This is a genomic window from Ruegeria sp. CI5, assembly GCF_056536885.1.
In genome coordinates, this window is sequence record NZ_JBQFQN010000002.1 from 268,604 (window position 1) to 285,624 (window position 17,021).

A 17,021-nucleotide genomic window follows, 5' to 3' on the forward strand; every position below is an offset into this window, starting at 1 on the left:
CCCCGGATTCGGGACCCTTTGATCCTGTATACAGGTCCCTTTTAACCCGAAGCCAGGAACCCTTGGTCCTGTATCCGGGTGCCGATGCGACCACAAATATATGATTTATTTATGTTTTCTGTCGTCAAAGAACCTAAAACCCTTAAAGAAAATAAACTCTTTGGTGTGCCCTTTTCTGAGAATAAATGCCGGTTTCGTCGCGAAACCGAACTCTTCGGCATTCTTCTGTGGAAAACTGCTCTTTCGAGGATAGCGCAGAAGGAAAATGTTCGGTACATTTCCTGATATACGCCGGAAAGGCGAACATTATTCGAGGCATCGACAGTGACAAAATCTAAACAACCTGCTCTACCGCCGTACTTCAACCTGGATCCGGCCAAGGCTGCATCAAAGTTACCCGATCCTATCGGGACATCACGATTCGCAAAAGCTGCAACCTTCTGTGCCAAAGGGCGCGAAGATCTAGCCCGCCGCGGGTATGCGCCCGATGGCGAAAAGCGCCTCCGCCGGTTTTCGATTTGGGAGATTACCAAATACCTGATCCCGGTGGCTCCGGCCCACCTGCGCCGCGTCCTCAAGGCAAATCCTGACCTCCCGCAAGGCGAAGGCGAAGCAGGATCGAAATGGTTCACCCTCGAAGAAGTTCTGACCTTGAGGCGCCATTTCGCGGCCGAAGGTGTAAGCACCAAGGAATACCTGCCCTACCGGCCGGAAGATCTGCCGGCAAAAGTTGTTGCCGTTGCCAATTTCAAAGGTGGCGTGGGCAAGACGTCCACCGCTGCTCATCTGGCAATGTCGGCCGCGTTGGACGGTTATAAAGTGCTGGTGATTGATCTTGATAGCCAGGGATCCATGACGTCCATCCTGGGTGGTCGCGTCGCGGATGAATGGCAGACGGTCTTCCCCTTGATCGCAAAAGACTATGCGCGCGCGGTCCAGGAAGAGAACAGGGTCCGCGCCGCTGCCGGTCAACCCGAAATTCCGTTGGACGAAACTCTGCAAGAGGCATTGAGGACCCAACCTCAGGATGTCATTCAGAAGACCCACTGGCCCAACATTGATCTCATTGGCGCTCAACTGAACCTGTATTGGGCCGAATTTCAGATCCCGGTCTGGCGGATGGGCCTTCGCAGCTGGCCGCTGTGGGACGGGCTCACCAACTTCTTGCAGGACGAGGCCGTATTGAATGACTACGACATCGTGTTCCTCGATACTCCTCCTGCACTTGGGTACCTAACGATCAATGCGCTGGCCGCAGCGGACATTTTGCTGGTGCCGCTCGGAGCCTCATTCCTCGAGTTTGACTCCACAGGGCGCTTCTTCGACATGCTCTACACCACGTTCGCCAGCATCGAGGATGGCGAGAACGCGGCACAAAGGGCGGCTGGGTTGCCCGAACTGAAGTTCGAGTGGGATGTCGTGCGCGCAATCATCACCCGGTTCGACGCCAGCCAGCAGACGGACATGGCCAACGTGATACAGGCGTATTTCGGTGACTTCATGAACGCCTATCGGCAGGATTACACCGCCTTGGTCGGTCAGGCCGGAGAACAGGTGAACGGAATCTATGAAGCGGACTACCGTGACTTTAACCGCGACACCTATGTCCGAGGGCGAGAAACCTTCGATCGGACCTACGCGGAGTTCAAAGAAGTACTGATCGGGTGTTGGTGGCGCGACGCCCAGATGGGAGGACAGGCAGATGGCTAAACGCAGAAGACTGACGGCGCCGGATGCGGCGGAACTTGAACAACTCGAGGCTGGTTTCGCCGCGAAACCCTCGATCAGCCCGTTCGAGGCCAACCCGACAACTCCGCCAATCGCGCAGGTCGCGGCCGAGGCCGCAACGCTGAATGGCATGGCAGCAGTGACCGACCGCGCAACCCTTGCAAAAGACCAGGGCGACGCTGCGCGTTGGCGGGATGCCCAGGACGCGGGCTTGGTCGCAGAGATGTTACCCATCGACCAGATCGACGCCGATTTCTTGCGGCGCGACCGCATGGTCGATGACGAAGAGGCAATGTCCGAGCTGCTGGAATCTTTGCGCTCCAATGGACTGAGGACGCCGATCGAGGTGACCAAAACCGAGGATGGTTATGGCCTGATTTCGGGCTATCGCCGGTTGGAAGCCTTCCGCCGCTTGGCTGGCGGTGACCCGAAATTCGCCCAAATTCCCGCGTTCGTGCGCCAGGCTGGCGCAGGGCAGGGCGCCTATGTTTCGATGGTCGAGGAGAACGAACTTCGATCAAACCTCAGCCCGTATGAACGTGGGCGCATCGCAGTCCTCGCCGTGGGGCAGGGTGTCTTCCCGTCAACCGAAGCCGCCGTGGATGTTCTGTTCGCCGCAGCCTCCAAGGCCAAAAGGTCCAAGGTCCGCAGCTTTGCGGTGGTTCACGAGGCCTTGGGCGACTTACTGCAGTACCCGGTTGCGTTGTCGGAAAAGGCAGGTCTCAGGATTGCCGCGGCTATCCGGGATGGCGCGCAGGCCAAGCTGAGGGAGGCCTTGTCCCGGGGTGAGGCCACGGACCCGAAATCGGAACTGACCGTGATAGAGGCTGCGTTGAAAGACGCGCCTGCACCGACTCAGGAAAAGCCGCGTGGGGGCCGCCCGAAACAGATTCAACGGCTGCCTATTCAGACGCTGCCCAAAGGCGGAGAATTGCGAGCAGAGGTATCAGCGGGCGAATTGCGGATACATCTTCGCGGCCGGACTCTGAGCGTAGACGAAGCCGCGCGGTTGTTGGAACGGCTAGTTGAGCATTTGGGCTGACCATTTTTAACCATTGGTTTGGCCTGTGCTTCCACCGGCCAAACCTTCCTGTAAACAGGTACCTTTCCGCCACTTCCCCTGTAGTATGCAAAAAGGCATGATTATGATCATTATGACGGACGCTCGGTTTGTTTCCAATACGCCGGCGTTTGACCATTTTGACGCCGAACCGCCACCGCTATGAGTAGCGGAGAGACAGACTGAAACTTGGGTAGTGTGAACGTCGGCTGGGCCAATTCTGGCTGGATGCGTTCTTGATTGAATCCCGCTTGGCCCGAAGGTGCATTTTGCCAGCCAGTAGACGCAAATTCCGACTTGGGATAAGTTCGTGTTGGGGCAACAATGCGGGCGTTCCGCCTTGCATTGGCAATTAATACGCAACGCGCTGACTATAAGGGCCGGCATACGGTCGGACATATTTTAGCTTCGTCAGAAACCAGGTCTCTCTGACTGACGCCGATTGGACAAAAGGCAAAGCACATTGAAGTAATTTCGACCGAGGACTGAAGATGGCTGACATCAAGGCGTGGTTGGAGAGGTATTCCCTTGAGAAGTACCATGATGTGTTCGCCTCGAACGCGATCGAATTGGATGTTCTTGCCACCCTCACTGAAAATGACCTTGTCGAGCTTGGACTGAACCTCGGGGATCGCAAACGCATGATGCGGGCGATCGAGGCGCTTCGCTCGGATCAAGGTGGCGTTTCACATTCCGAGAATGCTCTCACGTCATCGCAAACTGGGCCTCACGCGCCTCAACCCACGGCATTGGAAGGTGTCCCCGAACGCAGGTATCTGACTTTGGTCTTTGTCGATCTCGTTGGATCGACTGAATTGTCCAGTCATCTGGATCTTGAGGAGTACCGCTCCGTTCTGCACGACTATCAAGCCCTTTGTTTTGATGTCGTGACCCGGCACCAGGGGCACATTGCCCAATTCATCGGAGATGGAGTGGTTGCTTATTTCGGTTATCCGACGGTCGAAGAGAACGATGCGGAAAGGGCTGTTGCCGCCGGACTGGAAATCTGCGGCTCCATTGGTCGTATCAAACACGGCAAGGGTGAGGTCATCGGGGTTCGGGTCGGGATTTCTTCCGGGGAAGCCGTGGTTGACAATCACTCGACTTTGGGAGGTCTGGTGGTCGGTGAGGTGCCGAATTTGGCGGCCCGTATCCAGGAACTGGCGGACCCTGGGACGGTCGCCATCAGCGAGCACACCAAGCTGCTGATCGGGAGCAACTTTCGCTGCGAGTGGAAGGGGAAGCAAAGCCTCAAGGGGTTTGAGAACCCGATCGGCATCTGGAAAGTTCTGAGTGCGGAAGAGCCGATGCTGCGGTTTCAGGCGCGTCCCGGGGTTCAAGGCTCGCCCTTCGTCAACCGGGTCGATGAGATCGCGACGATCAAGAAGCATTGGCAGGCCACACTGAACGGGGCAGGGCAGGCGGTTATGGTTTCCGGTGAGGCCGGCATCGGAAAATCGCGTCTTGTCGAAGAAGCGACCCGCGGATTCGAAGAGAAACAATATCTGCGGCTTGGCTTCCAATGCTCGCCCAACCACGAGCGAAGTGCCCATTTCCCGGTGCTCAGCTGGATCAGCCACATGGCCGATTTCCGCAGAACCGACACCGACCAGCGGAAGCTACGCAAACTCAGGCAACTGTTTCAGGAGTGGTCGGAGGTTCCGGAAGACTACCTTCCTCTGTTTGCCTATGCCATGTCCTTGCCGGTGGAGGCCGAGGAAGACCTGCTGAAACTGCCCTTTGACCGGCTCAAGCAACAGTTTCAGGATGCCATGGTGCAGACCGTTGCTGCGCTGGCGCGGCATCGACCGGTTCTGTTGCTGTTTGAAGACCTGCATTGGATCGATCCGTCGACAGAGGAAATCATCGCTTTGTTGATCGAGCGCTTCAGGTCCATGCCCGTCATGATCATGTGCACGTTCCGCCCGTCCTACCATCCACCGTGGGAAGGCCGGGATGGAGTGGTCCCACTGACTATTTCCCGCCTTGACCGGGACCACGTCCACCAGATGCTGGATGCGCTTTTGCAGTCCAAACAAGTGACACAGACCATGAAGGACCGGATCGCGAACAGGACGGATGGCGTCCCTCTGTTTGCGGAAGAGATGGCACGAATGATCCAAGGTGGGTTCTTTGACCAGACCGACGCGTCCGCAATGCAGATGCAACAGGCACTGCCATCGACGCTCAAGGAACTCTTCTGGGCAATGTTTGACCGGCTGAGCACGGCCCGCGATATAGTGCCGGTCTGCGCCGCGATTGATCGCAACATCCTGCCTGCGATGGTCAGTTCGGTCAGCGGTCATTCGTACGAGGCGACTCTGCGCATGTTGGACGAGTTGGTCGAGGCGCAAATATTGGTGCGCCGCGGGGTCAGTATGAGAGGCACCCATGCGTTCCGCCACGCTTTGATACGTGACGCGGCCTATGACCTGATGTTGCCCAGTCGGGCGCGGGCGGTCCACAGCCGGATCGCCGAGGTGCTGGACACTTCGTTCAGTGATCTGGTGGGTCAGAACCCGGAATTGCTGGCGCAGCATTATGCCCGCGCGGACATGCCCAAACAGGCTCGGGACGCGTGGCGCCGGGCGGCAGTCATCTCGGGCGAGCGATTTGCCAACGAAGAGACCATCCACCATCTTGATGAAGCCTTGACGGAGAACGACAAAATCGCCCCAAGCCCCGAACGGGATCGAGAAGAGATTTCGCTGCGCAAGATGCTGAACGTGGCCCTCAGTACCAGGGCGTTCGGGTCGAAAGAGGTTTTGGCCAATCTGGACCGGTTCCGCCACCTGCTTGACCGTTCTTCAGCCAGTGTGACGGATGCGTTTCTGGCCGTGCATGTGCAGTTCGGTGCTCAGTTGACCCTGGGCGATCCGATGGGCGCGTTGGCTTTGTGTGACTATCTGGAGGAGGTCGCACGGCGCGCGGAAAACCCAACGATGGAGGCGCTCGCGGCGCACAATATCGGCATGAGCAACTTCATGCTTGGGCGTCTCGAAGTCGCAATCTCTGCTTTCGATCGTGCGATTGTGTTGCGCGGGGCAACCGGCCCGGACGATCTGCTGAATTATCACGAGGCAGACATATACTTGGTTGATCAGGCGATGCGGTGCTGGGCAATGGCGCTGCAAAGCGAAGACGGCGGAACGTTTCGCGCCGAGCTGGCGGAACTGGCTGGGCGGATCGGTCGTGAACCGCACGATTTCACCCGGTGCTACGGGCTGAACATCCTGGCGACCATCTATCAGATTTTTGGCGACACGGGTGCATTGCTGAATATGGTCAACCGGGCTCTCGAGATCAGTGGGCAACGGGAGTTCCACTACTGGGATGCCTGGGGCCGAATCCTGCACGGCTGGGCGCAGGCATCAGAAGGCCACCATGCCGAGGGGATCGCCGAGATCGCGGCCGGGATCGACGCCTATGTTGAAACAGGTTCAACTCAGATCGTTCTCTACGCTCAGACGTTGCTCGCAGACGCGCACTTGATGGCCGGAGAGATCGCTGAAGGCTTGAAGGTGATCGAATTTGTGCGAGCGGGTGAGAAATCCTGGAGTGTCCGGTACCAGCTCCCATTCACCGACCGGGTCGAGGCGGCCTTGCGCAATGCGCAGTCCGAAGTCGCAATGAAGTGAACCACCCGGTTCGACGCAGTTTTTACGCCAGGTTTTTGGTCTGGACATAACTTCAGCAGGGCCGCCGAAAGGTGCAATTATTGAAACATATACGAAAATTTGATAGTGTTTGATGGCATTGTTTCGATTTTTAGATCAAAAAACTGGGGATAATCATGTTCAGACTTAAGGCTTTAGGCGTTTCAATTCTTGGCGCAGCAATGGCGCTTGCAATCCACGGACCAGCAACGGCACAGGAGATTTTGTCCGAAGACGGAACCGTAAAATTTGAAGATGGGATACCGCAGTACTCCGGCGGCACCGAGTTGTTTACTTTTCAGTATCATCAAGTCGTCGACGAAAATGATCCTGAGAACCTGTTGTTTTCGGCGGACCGTCAGTTGGTTTCCTTGGATCCCGTCGAACTTTTCCGGGAATACGGAGACTCCACACGGGTTTTAGAAGCCCCCGGAATGTCGGCGCTTATGGCGCAGTCCCTGGAAGGCGGTTTTGCATCGTCCTTTTCGGACATGGTTCTGACAGAACTTGCGGTGCTGCAGAAGAATTGTGTCGTCAACGGTGCTCCGATCCAAAGTGCAACCATCAAGCCGGTTTACAGCGTTCTGAGGCTTCACACGAACCCGATTAGAACAAACGCCGTGCTGAACATTTTTTCGTACAAGTTGCTGGAATGCAGTGAAGACGGAGTTGATATTTCCATCCCGCTCAAGCGCCGGTGGGTTATCTCGATTGGTTCTGGGTTGGAACAGGGGCCGATCGACAAGACAATCGGTGGGGTCCAGATGAACTACAAGATGTTCGCGCAGGGTAAATCGATCAAGCTGATGGCATATTATTCCAATCTGACACTGCATGGCGAAAGATGGGGACCGGATATGCGTCTAATTTCCGGGTTTGACCAACTCGGCAATGTCGACCCCAGAAACAAGTACTACACTCCGAAGGCCGCAAGTTGCCTTGATATCGACTTCAAGAACAAGCCGCCGAATGATGTTGACGTTTGGTCTGTTGCGCCCAGCGACATGAGGTTCTGCGCCCGTGGGTGCATTCCCGGAGATGTCAGCGCCACCAAGTAAGGCTGTTTCTGTTCAGGTTTGACCAAACCGCAGACCCTGCGCCCGCGACATTTGTCGACTGATCAAGGCGCAGGGTTTTCAAAGGATTAACCGTGTCCGCGATAGGGCGCACGCGCTGATCGGAGATCCAGACATTTTCGGGCATCGCGCATGTCTGCATGAACACGTCGATAGGGATGCCGCCACGTGGATACCAATACCCACCAATCCGCAACCATCGCTGCGTCAAAAACCTGACCCGGCGCCGTGCAATGGAACCGGTGCAGTCCTCTTGGAAGGCGCCGTGGTTTCGGATCGATCCCAGAAACAGTTTCAGCGACTTCGACCTGACAAGCCGGTCCCCCGGAATGTAATCGATCGCCAGATGGGCAAAGTCAGACTGTCGCTTCATCGGGCAGAGCGAAGTGAACGCGGGCGCGGTGAAGCGCACGCATTACTTGAAATCGGCTTGTGGATTCTGAATCCCTGTTTGCAACCTGGGTAGGCTGCAACCGGGTTGCGCAGTGTTTAAAGGTGGGCAATCTACTGCCAAGCCGAAACGTTTTGTAGTCTCGAACGTCTCTGAGTTTTCTGCTGAATATTGCGCATTTTCCGGTGTCCAGCGGGTCACCGCATGACAAAAGGATCAGGAATAGGGTCGTCGCTGGTGCGCAGCCAAACGGACTTGATTTTTGTGTAGTCCAGGGCAGCCTGCAACCCGCCCTCGCGCCCATGCCCCGACAATCCATGCCCCCCAAACGGAGCGATCGGACTGACTGCGCGATAGGTGTTGACCCAGACAATGCCGGCTCGGATTGACCGAACCATCCGATGGGCCCGCGTGAGATTTTGCGTGAACACGCCCGAGGCCAGGCCAAACCGGGTATCGTTTGCGATCGCGATGGCCTCATCCTCTGTTTCGAAAGAAACAACCGACAGGACGGGGCCGAAGAATTCGTGCGTCAGGCAATCAGCATCGCGCGCCCGACTGCAATCCAGAATGGTCGGTGGAAAGTAGAATCCCGCGCGATCAAGTGGCTGGCCGCCAGTAATCAATTGCGCGCCTTGGGCCTGCGACCGGGTGACAAGTTCGGCGGCCCAATTCTGCTGTCGCTGCGTGCACAGAGGTCCGACTTCGGTTGCCATCTCATCCGGTGCGCCGATCACGACCGATTCGGCCTTTTGCCGCAGACGGTCCAGGACCGCGTCCTTGATCGATGCCTGAACCACAAGCCGCGACCCGGCAACGCAGCTTTGACCCGACGCTGCGAAAATTCCGGAGACCTGAGCGTTGACCGCACTGTCCAGATCCGCATCCTCGAACACGATGAAGGGCGACTTTCCACCCAACTCCAAAGAGGTAGAGGCCAGGTTTTCTGCCGAGTTTCGCACAATATGCCGAGCCGTTTCCGGCCCGCCGGTAAAGGCGACATGGGCAATTCTTTCGTGCCGGGTCAAGGCAGCGCCGACATCGGGCCCGCCCGTCAGGACATTCAGAACGCCTTCGGGAAATCCGGCCTTGTGAAAAATCCGCGCGAATTCCAGCATTGGGGCAGGGGCCTCTTCCGAAGCCTTCAGCACCACAGTGCAACCGGCGGCCAGGGCCGGGCCGATCTTGACCGCCGACAGGAACAATTGCGAGTTCCAAGGCACGATCGCCGCGACAACCCCCACGGGTTCTCGCCGCAGCCAAACTTCCATATCTGGCTTGTCGATGGGCAAATGGGCGCCTTCGATCTTGTCCGCGAGGCCCGCGTAGTAACGATAGTAATCCGCGACATAGGCAATCTGCGCCGAGGTTTCGCGGATGATTTTGCCTGTATCGCGGGTTTCCAGCTCGGCCAGTCTGGGCGCGTTTTCGGCGACCAGATCTGCCAATCGATATAGCAGCTTGCCCCGCGCCGTTGCGGTCAATGACGCCCATTCCGGGGAATTGAAGGCCTGGTCCGCTGCCATCACGGCCTGGTCCACATCGGCTTGGCTGGCGGCGGGCATCTGCGCCCAAGCCTCACCTGTAGATGGGTCGACACTTTCGAACCAAGTGTCGCCATCGCGGAAAGTGCCGCCGATATAGTTCTGAAACCGTTGCATCCAGAATTCCCCTATTGAAAGGCCGGCATCACATCCTTGATGAAACGCTCCAACGAGGCCTTTTTGCGTTCAAACGGCATGCTGGAGTCGATCCAGAATGAATACTCGTTATACCCCAGTTCCTCGCATCTCCGAAGCCGGTCGATCACGGTATCGGCTGTTCCGATGACAAGGTCCCGCTCCATGTTCTGGGGCGAATAGAACGGATGCTTGGCGATTTCGGCATCACTCAGCGGGGCGATCAGGCCCTGTGTGACGTCACGCTTGTTCATGAACCATGCACCGAAATAGCAGTAGAACCGGTTCAACTCGATGGCGGCCTGTTTCACGTCGTTCTGATCTTCGGCCACGTAAGTGTGGCGCAGCAACATGATCTTGGGGCGCGGCATGTCAGGAAACTTTGCGCAGGCGGCATTGAACTTGGCCATCAGGTCGATGACCTCGTCGTCGCCGTTCCACAATGGCGTGACCTGTACGTTGCACCCTGAGCGTACGGCGAATTCGTGGCTGTTGGGGTCGCGTGCCGCCACCCAGATGGGCGGCCCACCAGGTTGCAGGGGCAGGGGCGACGAGGTGGTCTTGGGAAATTGGTGGAATTCGCCGTCATGGGCGTAATCTCCCTGCCAGAGCTGTTTCACGGCAGGGATGAGTTCGCGCATGCGCTGCCCGGCTTCCCAGGCATCCATTCCAGGCATCATGCGTTCGTATTCGTAACTGTAGGCACCGCGGGCAATGCCCAGATCCAGCCGACCGTCGGTTATGATGTCCGTCATCGCGGCCTCGCCTGCCAAACGGATCGGATGCCAGAACGGCGCGATCACGGTCCCGGTGCCCAGCCGGACATTCCGGGTGTGCCGAGCCACGTCAATCAGGCTGAGAAACGGGTTGGGCGCTATGGTAAAGTTCATCCCGTGGTGCTCGCCCGTCCAGACGGCATGCATCCCGCCGTCGTCGGCGATTTTGCACAGTTGGATGAACTCGTCATACAACTGCTTCTGGTCCTGCTCTGGCGAAATCCGCTCCATATGCGCAAACAGCGAGAACTTCATTTCAACTCCCCCGAACCAACGGTTTGACCTGTCCGCTGGTTTCATCTCCGTAGTATATGCCGAAATTGCCCAAACGGCTTTCCCGGGCAAAACGTTCCAGCATTGTACAGATCGCCGGGTCCGCGACATCCATCAGCGTCGACTCGACGATCTGCGTAAAAGCCCCGTTGGCTGGGGTCCCGTCCTCGGCTTGGCAAAGGAACGAGATATGCTGTCGTCGCGACTTGTCCTGGTAGACCGAATAGATGAAGCCCGGTTCTGCCTTGATCCCACATCCCGCGATCAACTGGGCCAATGCAGTATCGGCGCCGTTGGCCATGTCCTCGGTCGCCGGAATGGTCAGCCCACCGTTGCCATCGTCCAGCAGAAGGATCTGGCCGTCCCGCTCGATCAACGCGGAAACCACGACGCCCGCGCGACGGTTCAGCGCCCGGGCTTCGGCGGCAGGCGTTACGTAGGCGCCGCGGGCATAACCCAGGCCAGGTGCGATCGAGTGGTCGAAGGCCTCGACCCGACCGATCAGGATCAGGTGGTCGCCGGCTTCGACCGTCTTGAAAACCGAGCAGTCAAACCAGGCTGAAACCCCGTCAAGGATTGGTGCGCCGTTGGGTCCTGGCTTCCAATCGACACCGGCAAACCGGTCCTGCGAAGGGCGTGCGAAGGTGTTCGAAACGCTGATCTGATCCTCCGACAGGATGTTGACGGCGAAACCGGCGGCTTCAGAGAATGTGTTGAAATTGCTGGAAGTATTGGCAAGACAGACCGAGATCAGCGGAGGGTCCAGCGAAACCGAGGAAAAAGAATTGGCGGTAAAGCCGATCGGTCGGCCGGATTCGTCATGGGTCGTGACCACCGTGACACCGGTGAGAAAGGTTCCGAACGCGCTGCGCAGGGCGCGAGGGTCGAAATCGGTCATGCGGGCGACCTTTCGTGCGTTGGGGTCTTCAGCCATTGAACAAGGGCCGCGTTGACAGTCTTTGGATCAGTGAGGTTCACCATGTGCCGATGACCCTCGATGATAACCGCCTGCCCTTTGGCGGCCGCGGCGATGGCGCGGGTCATGTCGGGTGTGGAATTCGGATCCTCAGCACCCGTCAACGCCAGCAAAGGGCAAGAGATCTGAGGGTAGCGATCAGCGTAGACCATGTCGCCCCGGGCAAAGGCATCGTAGGCCGCCGAATAGCCGTTTATGTCGACCGCGGCCAACCATGCGGCGACCCTGTCCCGAGCGGTGCGGTCGGCCGGACTGTTTGCGAACCAGCGTTGCAGCGGGGTTTCCAGATCAAACGTTCCGGCGTTGATCAAGCCGGCGCGCGCCAGCACAGAGTCCCGGGCCTGGTCATCCCGACGAAACACTCCGTTCAGCAAGGCGACGCGCCGGACCCGATCGGGATGTTCGACCGCAAACCCGCCGGCAATCAGTGCGCCCATCGAATGACCGACAAGGTTCACGTGATCCAGGTTCAAAGCGTCCAGCGCCGCCCGCAGCCACTCCACAAATGCTGGTAACTGCGCCCCCGCAGAGATCGGGCCGGACTGGCCATGCCCTGGCAGATCCAGTGCGTAGACCGCATGCAAGTCGGACAAGGCATCGATCTGCGGCGCCCAGGCCTCCGACTGCATACCGACCCCGTGCAACAGGACCAGAGGTTCGCCATCGGGGGGGCCGGCGAAGCGCAAGCCAAGACGCCCGAATGGTTCAGACAGCTGCCGGATTGTCGACGTCATGTCCCAAATCCTTCAGATCCTGATACCGATCCCCGATGCGGTGATGCGGGCGCCCTCCGATCGAAGCGCCCAAAGCGATCATGATCTCATCCGGGGCCGGAGCGTCGGCGACCTGCAGGTGGATGGTCAGATAGTGGCTGCGCCGCCCACCATCATTCTTGTCCATCATGGGAATTTGCATGGCCGCATTCGCCGGTCCGCGCGTATTGGTGAAGGCAAGGTAGGATTTTGCACCAACCGCCTCGCGATATGCATTTCCGAACCTCAGGGTATGGATCAGGGCCGACCCGTGCTCGACCTCGCCATTCACTCCGACAACGGCGGCTTTGCCATAGGCTTCAACCCGGTCACCGCCGCCGGCCGCCTCGAGAATCATCTCGGTCAGCATGTGGCCCAGCCCCGGAGCACAATCGTGTATCTCTGGATGCAGGTCTTCGACAAAGCCGCGACCGGCCCAGGGGTTCGTCACAACGGCGACCGCCGCGATCAAGGTCAAAGGGCGCTCGGCGGCTTTGCCACCTTCGATCAGCGTGTTTTCGACATGCAGCAGTGTTTTACGGATGGTGGCGGGCATCGCAAAGGTCCTGTGATTCCGTTTCCGGCATGATGGTATACCATAAGACAGGATGTCAATCATACCTTGCTGAGGCAACGCGCGACCGATAGATTCCCGTCCATGACATCGCCAAGACTGACCAAGATCGATCATCCCCCGGCAACCCTGCGCGACATGGTGCAGGAGCGCATGCGCGAGGCCATCATCGAAGGTGTTTTCCAGCCCGGCGAACGGCTGGTGGAACGTCCGCTATGTGATCAGCTTGGTGTCAGCAGGACAGTCATCCGGGAAACGATCCGCTATCTCGAGGCCGAGGGGCTGGTCGAAATTCTGCCCGGGCGCGGGCCGATCGTGGCTTCGATCACACGGGACGAGGCACGGCAGATCTACGATATCCGCCGCATGCTGGAAACCGCGGCCGCCGAGAACTGCGCGCGCAATATCACATCAGACAGGGCCAGCAGCCTGCATGGGGCGCTGGTGCGGCTCAAGCAAGGTTTCGTGGACAAGACACCGGGCTCGATCTTTCGCGCCACTTCCGATTTTTACTCAGAAATATTCGAGGGAGCAGGGCATCATGTGGCCTGGGATGTGGTCCAGCGCCTGAATGGTCGGATCAGCCGGTTGCGGATGATGACGTTGACGGCAACAGAACGCGACCGCCCCGGGATCGAACATATGGAGGCCATCTGTTCTGCGATTCAGTCAGGCGACCCCTCCGCCGCGCGCCGAGCCGTCGAACGGCATCTGGACGATGCGGCGTCGGTTGCTGAAACCCTGTTCGAAGCAGAAGAGGGCCCGGGCAAAGCCGCACACAGCTAATTCATGCACCGGTCAGGGTTGGTCGCCCAGATACGTCGTCAGGGCCTGACGCGCTCCCTGATCCCAGATCACCCTGAGCCAAAGGTCAAACGCGTCGCGAAACGCGCCGGATTGTGACAGGTCCTGATAGTACTGGATCTGCTCAAGCCAGGTGGTCGGGTTGTCACGGGCCGCGTTGGCCGAGGTGACCAGATCGGACCAGTTGGGATCGTTGGGTTCGATAATACTTCCATCCTCGCGAGTGCCGGCACACATGCGGGCCCACAGCGCCTCGACCAGGGCCAGCCCATTGATCGGCGCGCTGGCGGCCAATGCATCATAGACGGTGGGAAGCACAAATCCCACATGCCGGGATGATCCGTCAAAAGCAACGCGCCGCGTGGTGTCGACGATGGATGGATTGCGGAACCGCTCCTCGATCAAGTTGATGTAGTCCGCCACCGACTGGTTGGGCACCGGACGCACGAAAGGCGCGATTTCTTCGACCAAAACCTTTCGGAAGAATGCTGAAACCAGCGGATCGGCCATGCAGTCTGCGATCGTATTCAGGCCCAGGATCTCGCCGACATTGGCCAGAACCTGGTGGCCCGCGTTCAGAATGCGCAGCTTCATGACCTCATAGTCATGAACGCGGTCGGTAAATGTGGCGCCGACCTTGTCCCAATCCGGGCGACCGGCGCAGAAGGCATCCTCGATCACCCATTGGCGGAAGCTTTCATGGGTGACGGGGGCGGCGTCGTCGATCCCCAGCGCGCGCACCAGCTCCAGTTCGGTCGGGCCGGTGGCGGGCACGATGCAATCGACCATCGAGTTGGGAAAGGTGCATTGCGTGGCGATCCAGTCGGCCAGATCCGGGTCCGACAGTCGCGCCAGCCCTACTACGGCCTGACGCAGAACCTGCCCGTTGCCGATCAGGTTGTCGCAGCTCAGCCCGGTCAGCGGACCGATGCCCGCATCGCGCCGCCGTCGCAGGCCCGCGACGATGGCACCGAAGGCGGTGCGCGGACGGTCGGGATTGGCGGCATCGTGGCGGATGTCAGGGTGGTCGGTGTCCAGCCCCTTGGTCACAGCGTGCACGAAATAGCCGCCCTCGGTCACGGTCAGCGACACGATGCGGATCGCCTGATCGGCCAGTTGCGCGATCAGCGGGCCGTTGTCCTCTTGCGGGGGCAGGTAGTCGATCATCGCGCCCGTCACCTCGGCACGGCGATGGCCCTCGGTCAGCTCGACCAGCGTGGTCAGACAGTCCTGCGCCAGCAGCTTGCGCCGCATCTCGGCGTCATAGGCGCGCACGCCGGCGCCGATGATGGCCCAATCCTGCGCCGCGCCCTGTTGCATCAGCCGGTGCAGGTACCAGGCCTGATGCGCGCGATGAAAATTGCCCACCCCGATATGCACGATCCCCGGCGTCAGCGCCGCGCGATCGTATTCGGGCCGCAGAATACCTTTGGGCAACTGGCTCAGATTGGCCTGACACAACCGGACCGGTCGGGTATCCGCGGGGCGCTCCACCATCAGCTCATCCAATTTCCACCATCCACGTTGTATGTCTGGGCCACGATGTAATCGGCCTCGGACGAGGCCAGAAACACCGCCATTCCGGTCAGGTCCTCGGCCCGGCCAATCCGGCCGAAGGGCACCGCTTCGCCCACTTCCTTCTTTTTCTGACCCGGCGCCTTGCCCTCGTATTTGGCAAAGAAGGCATCGACGCCGTCCCAGTGCTCGCCATCCACCACGCCGGGGGCGATGGCATTCACGTTGATCCCGTGTTTGATCAGGTTCAGCCCGGCCGATTGCGTCAGGCTGATCACCGCCGCCTTGCTGGCGCAATAGACCGCCACGAGCGGCTCGCCCCGGCGGCCGGCCTGGCTGGCCATGTTGATGATCTTGCCGCCGGTGCCCTGGTCGATCATCTGGCGCGCGACCGCCTGCATCGTGAACAGGGTGCCGGCGACATTGATGTCGAACACGCGCTGGTAATCCGCGCGGGTGATTTCCACGATCGGGGCGGCGGTGAAGATCGCGGCGTTGTTGATCAGGATGTCGATCCCGCCCATCCGCGCCGCGGCGTCGGCCACGCCCGCCTCGATGCTGTCCTGTTGCGAGACATCCATTTCGACCGCAATCGCCTGCGGCCCGATCTCGCGCGCGGCTTTGCGCGCCTGCTGCACGTCGATGTCGGCCAGCGCCACCTGCGCGCCCTCGGCGGCATAGGCCTGGGCAAAGGCCAGCCCGATGCCCCGCGCCGCCCCGGTGATAAGGGCCCGTTTTCCAACCAGCCGGTTCATGCGATCCGCAGCCCCGCCGCGTCGAACCGGTGGATCTTGTCCTCCTCCGGCGTCAGATGGATCGTGTCGCCGTGGCGCAGGCCGACCTCGCCGCCGGCGCGCACGGTCATCGGCTCGGCGAAGCCGTCCACATGGACGTGAAAGAACGTGTCCGAGCCCAGATGTTCGGACACCCCGACCGTGCCTTTCCACAGGCCCTCGCTGGGCGAGGCGGCAATGTGCTCGGGGCGGACGCCGATCGTGTGGGCGCCGTGCTTTTCGGCCTCGGGGCCTTCGATGAAATTCATCTTGGGCGAGCCGATGAAGCCGGCCACGAACTTGTTGCGCGGCGCGCGGTACAGTTCGAGCGGCGAGCCCACCTGTTCGATCACGCCTGCCTGCAGGACCACGATCTTGTCGGCCATGGTCATGGCCTCGACCTGGTCATGGGTGACGTAGATCATCGTGGTTTCCAGCCGGTTGTGCAGCTCGGAGATCTCAAGCCGCATGCCCACGCGCAGCGCGGCGTCCAGGTTCGACAGCGGCTCGTCGAACAGGAAGGCCGCCGGTTCGCGCACGATAGCGCGGCCGATGGCGACCCGCTGACGCTGGCCGCCCGACAGCTGGCCGGGGCGGCGGTCCAGATAGTCTGTCAGGTTCAGAACCTCGGCCGCCTGTTCGACGCGGCGGTCCTGCTCGGCCTTGTCCAGCCCGGCCATCCGCAGCGGAAAGGCGATGTTCTTGCGCACGGTCATGTGCGGATACAGCGCGTAGGACTGGAACACCATGGCCAGGCCCCGCTTGGCCGGTGGCACCGCGGTGGCGTCCTGATCGTCGATCAGGATGCGGCCGCCGCTAACGTCCTCTAGCCCCGCGATCAGGCGCAGCAGGGTGGATTTCCCGCAGCCCGAGGGGCCCACGAACACCACGAATTCGCCGTCGTTGATTTCCAGATCCAGCGGCGGAATGACTTCCACGTCGCCAAAGCTCTTGCTGACTTTCTCAAGTACGATGCGTCCCATGTGTC

13 protein-coding genes and 1 pseudogene are annotated in these 17,021 nt (G+C 59.6%); 5 read left to right on the forward strand and 9 right to left on the reverse strand.

Annotated elements, in window-relative coordinates; all coding sequences use genetic code 11:
• Window positions 1-324 precede the first annotated feature (324 nt).
• The 4 genes from ACR0BA_RS10045 (at window position 325) to ACR0BA_RS10060 (ending at window position 7,502) form a co-directional block, all read left to right on the forward strand.
• Window positions 325-1,710, forward strand: coding sequence for an AAA family ATPase (locus ACR0BA_RS10045; RefSeq protein WP_170371875.1), 1,386 nt, complete (start codon window positions 325-327; stop codon window positions 1,708-1,710).
• On the forward strand, window positions 1,703-2,770 hold the full coding sequence (locus tag ACR0BA_RS10050) for a ParB/RepB/Spo0J family partition protein (protein WP_480727752.1): 1,068 nt from the start codon (window positions 1,703-1,705) through the stop codon (window positions 2,768-2,770). Before ACR0BA_RS10045 ends, ACR0BA_RS10050 begins: the two co-directional genes overlap by 8 nt.
• 509 nt (window positions 2,771-3,279) lie before the next feature.
• Window positions 3,280-6,426 carry an adenylate/guanylate cyclase domain-containing protein gene (locus tag ACR0BA_RS10055; RefSeq protein WP_480727754.1) on the forward strand — a complete coding sequence of 1,049 codons (3,147 nt, stop codon included), beginning with the start codon at window positions 3,280-3,282 and terminating at the stop codon, window positions 6,424-6,426.
• Window positions 6,427-6,581: 155 nt separating this feature from the next.
• Window positions 6,582-7,502: a hypothetical protein gene (locus tag ACR0BA_RS10060; protein ID WP_480727755.1), complete on the forward strand. Its 921-nt coding sequence runs from the start codon at window positions 6,582-6,584 to the stop codon at window positions 7,500-7,502.
• An 86-nt stretch (window positions 7,503-7,588) separates the two neighbouring features.
• Here ACR0BA_RS10060 and queF read toward each other — a convergent pair.
• The 6 genes and pseudogenes from queF to ACR0BA_RS10090 all read right to left on the reverse strand — a co-directional run bounded on the left by queF (window position 7,589) and on the right by ACR0BA_RS10090 (window position 12,923).
• Window positions 7,589-8,034, reverse strand: a pseudogene (queF, locus tag ACR0BA_RS10065) (preQ(1) synthase).
• Between the two features lie 74 nt (window positions 8,035-8,108).
• Entirely contained in the window at window positions 8,109-9,572 is a 1,464-nt protein-coding gene (locus ACR0BA_RS10070) for an aldehyde dehydrogenase (protein WP_480727756.1), read from the reverse strand.
• Between the two features lie 11 nt (window positions 9,573-9,583).
• Window positions 9,584-10,621 (reverse strand): LLM class flavin-dependent oxidoreductase, encoded by a 1,038-nt coding sequence (locus ACR0BA_RS10075; RefSeq protein WP_480727758.1) that lies wholly within the window; start codon window positions 10,619-10,621, stop codon window positions 9,584-9,586.
• Window position 10,622: 1 nt separating this feature from the next.
• Window positions 10,623-11,537, reverse strand: a complete 915-nt coding sequence (locus ACR0BA_RS10080) for a flavin reductase family protein (RefSeq protein WP_480727760.1) — start codon at window positions 11,535-11,537, stop codon at window positions 10,623-10,625.
• Window positions 11,534-12,349, reverse strand: coding sequence for an alpha/beta fold hydrolase (locus ACR0BA_RS10085; RefSeq protein WP_480727762.1), 816 nt, complete (start codon window positions 12,347-12,349; stop codon window positions 11,534-11,536). The genes ACR0BA_RS10080 and ACR0BA_RS10085 overlap by 4 nt, the downstream gene beginning before the upstream one ends.
• A complete protein-coding gene (locus tag ACR0BA_RS10090; protein ID WP_480727764.1) occupies window positions 12,321-12,923 on the reverse strand; it encodes an amino acid synthesis family protein in 603 nt (200 codons plus the stop codon). Before ACR0BA_RS10090 ends, ACR0BA_RS10085 begins: the two co-directional genes overlap by 29 nt.
• Window positions 12,924-13,025: 102 nt before the next feature.
• On the opposite strand from ACR0BA_RS10090, the gene ACR0BA_RS10095 reads away from it, so the two are divergent.
• Window positions 13,026-13,727 carry a GntR family transcriptional regulator gene (locus tag ACR0BA_RS10095; RefSeq protein ID WP_480727765.1) on the forward strand — a complete coding sequence of 234 codons (702 nt, stop codon included), beginning with the start codon at window positions 13,026-13,028 and terminating at the stop codon, window positions 13,725-13,727.
• Between the two features lie 12 nt (window positions 13,728-13,739).
• Here ACR0BA_RS10095 and ACR0BA_RS10100 read toward each other — a convergent pair whose 3' ends face one another.
• The 3 genes from ACR0BA_RS10100 to ACR0BA_RS10110 are packed head-to-tail and all read right to left on the reverse strand — an operon-like array spanning window position 13,740 to window position 17,016.
• The gene (locus ACR0BA_RS10100; RefSeq protein WP_480727768.1) at window positions 13,740-15,242 is read right to left on the reverse strand and encodes a mannitol dehydrogenase family protein; all 1,503 of its coding nucleotides are present in this window, start codon (window positions 15,240-15,242) and stop codon (window positions 13,740-13,742) included.
• Window positions 15,242-16,015, reverse strand: coding sequence for an L-iditol 2-dehydrogenase (locus ACR0BA_RS10105; RefSeq protein ID WP_480727769.1), 774 nt, complete (start codon window positions 16,013-16,015; stop codon window positions 15,242-15,244). Before ACR0BA_RS10105 ends, ACR0BA_RS10100 begins: the two co-directional genes overlap by 1 nt.
• Complete coding sequence (locus ACR0BA_RS10110) at window positions 16,012-17,016, reverse strand: ABC transporter ATP-binding protein (RefSeq protein ID WP_480727771.1); 1,005 nt, start codon at window positions 17,014-17,016, stop codon at window positions 16,012-16,014. Before ACR0BA_RS10110 ends, ACR0BA_RS10105 begins: the two co-directional genes overlap by 4 nt.
• Between the last annotated feature and the right edge of the window lie 5 nt (window positions 17,017-17,021).

Bases quoted from the DNA above. Each gene is read 5' to 3' on its own strand.
- ACR0BA_RS10050 (WP_480727752.1), top strand. From the start codon at position 1,703: ATGGCTAAACGCAGAAGACTGACGGCGCCGGATGCGGCGGAACTTGAA.
- ACR0BA_RS10055 (WP_480727754.1), top strand. From the start codon at position 3,280: ATGGCTGACATCAAGGCGTGGTTGGAGAGGTATTCCCTTGAGAAGTAC.
- ACR0BA_RS10060 (WP_480727755.1), top strand. From the start codon at position 6,582: ATGTTCAGACTTAAGGCTTTAGGCGTTTCAATTCTTGGCGCAGCAATG.
- ACR0BA_RS10070 (WP_480727756.1), bottom strand. From the start codon at position 9,572: ATGCAACGGTTTCAGAACTATATCGGCGGCACTTTCCGCGATGGCGAC.
- ACR0BA_RS10075 (WP_480727758.1), bottom strand. From the start codon at position 10,621: ATGAAGTTCTCGCTGTTTGCGCATATGGAGCGGATTTCGCCAGAGCAG.
- ACR0BA_RS10080 (WP_480727760.1), bottom strand. From the start codon at position 11,537: ATGACCGATTTCGACCCTCGCGCCCTGCGCAGCGCGTTCGGAACCTTT.
- ACR0BA_RS10085 (WP_480727762.1), bottom strand. From the start codon at position 12,349: ATGACGTCGACAATCCGGCAGCTGTCTGAACCATTCGGGCGTCTTGGC.
- ACR0BA_RS10090 (WP_480727764.1), bottom strand. From the start codon at position 12,923: ATGCCCGCCACCATCCGTAAAACACTGCTGCATGTCGAAAACACGCTG.
- ACR0BA_RS10095 (WP_480727765.1), top strand. From the start codon at position 13,026: ATGACATCGCCAAGACTGACCAAGATCGATCATCCCCCGGCAACCCTG.
- ACR0BA_RS10100 (WP_480727768.1), bottom strand. From the start codon at position 15,242: ATGGTGGAGCGCCCCGCGGATACCCGACCGGTCCGGTTGTGTCAGGCC.
- ACR0BA_RS10105 (WP_480727769.1), bottom strand. From the start codon at position 16,015: ATGAACCGGCTGGTTGGAAAACGGGCCCTTATCACCGGGGCGGCGCGG.
- ACR0BA_RS10110 (WP_480727771.1), bottom strand. From the start codon at position 17,016: ATGGGACGCATCGTACTTGAGAAAGTCAGCAAGAGCTTTGGCGACGTG.